The 1,249-nt window shown below is 58.0% G+C and carries 2 protein-coding genes; both read left to right on the top strand.

The annotated features are described in order from the left end of the window. Positions 1 to 161 precede the first annotated feature (161 nt). Positions 162 to 428: a hypothetical protein gene (locus tag AC1DCZ_RS19315; protein WP_476976004.1), complete on the top strand. Its 267-nt coding sequence runs from the start codon at positions 162 to 164 to the stop codon at positions 426 to 428. Between the two features lie 238 nt (positions 429 to 666). Next, positions 667 to 1,101, top strand: a complete 435-nt coding sequence (locus tag AC1DCZ_RS19320; protein ID WP_476976005.1) for a hypothetical protein — start codon at positions 667 to 669, stop codon at positions 1,099 to 1,101. Positions 1,102 to 1,249: the final 148 nt, after the last annotated feature.

Below are 1,249 nucleotides of genomic sequence, written 5' to 3' on the forward strand. Positions count from 1 at the left end.
TACATCGAGGGGTTTTACAACAGCAGGCGCCGTCACTCCGCGCTCGGTTACCGTCGACCTAACGAAGTCCACTATGGTTATCAACAGCCAGCCCTGGCAGCGTAGAAGAATCCACTAATTCCGCTGTCCGAAATCACCGCAGCAGCTCAGTGCGTGATGGGGTGGAAACCGTGTCGGCTTTAGAAGTCGTGCATGAAATTCCGCAGGAACTGGCTATCACAAGGAGTATCGGTGATACCGACACGGCAGCTCGCGGGCGTGACTTTTTACGCGACGGCGAGGAGGGAACAACGGTCTTGGAGCATGGCTCGTACTTCACGTTGCCGGTCGAAGCGGCAGGGTACTTCCCTCAGTACGAACAGCAGTACAAGCTACACGCTCGACAGTATGTGGAGCGTGTGAAGGCATTCCTTGAGCGTTCTCAGTAGCGAGTCCGGAGCGAGCGTTCGGGCCTCAGCGCGCACGCCTTAATGGCCGGCCGAGATGGAGCCCTGCCCTGAAAATCTTGGGGAAAAAATGCGGGTCGTGGATTAGTGACGACCCTCTGCCAACTTTGCAGCCCGGCGAGTGAGTCCGCGGCCGAACCGGCTCGCCGTGGCAGGTAAAGTCAAGTACGCCCGCGCGGGCCTAACGGGGCAGCGTCGGCCCGAAATTCAAGGAGTATGGGTGGCACACCTCGACACGCTGATAGCGATGATTCCAGATGAAAAGCTCAGGAGCGAGATCCAGAATCAGGTCAGTCGGCTGACGGCTAAGGCTAGCTTCGGACTAGTGTTTGAGGAGCACCGCCCCGAGACCGTTCAGCTACCAGGGTTCGAAGTAACTCGAGGCGGCAAGGTGGTGTTCAAGGACGGCTCAACACCTGGCATTTGGACCGTTCTCAGGATGGTTGACGGAGTTGCCACCGTTGTACGAGCGGGTGACACTGCCGAGCGTAAGACAGTCGAAGTCGATGAACTGGTAGTCATCCGCGAATTCGGTGATCCCATCTATCCTGGTTTGCAAAGTGTGGGCTCGGTGACGCGGGGCGGAGACAAACCTTTCCACTGCGTTATCAATGCCGAGAACTTCCATGCGGCTGAAATGCTTCTCTACCCCTAGGGACTGCCCCCGGTTTTGTTGACTCCTTGACCTAGCGAGCTGGTGCTCGTGGAAGGATGTTGACCATGCCTACGGCTTATGGGGCGGAGTTCCGCCAGGATGTTATTGATGTGGCCCGCAAGGGCGAGGCGCCGCTGGCGCAGATTGC

It is taken from the genome of Arthrobacter sp. 10N418 (genome assembly GCF_056394725.1).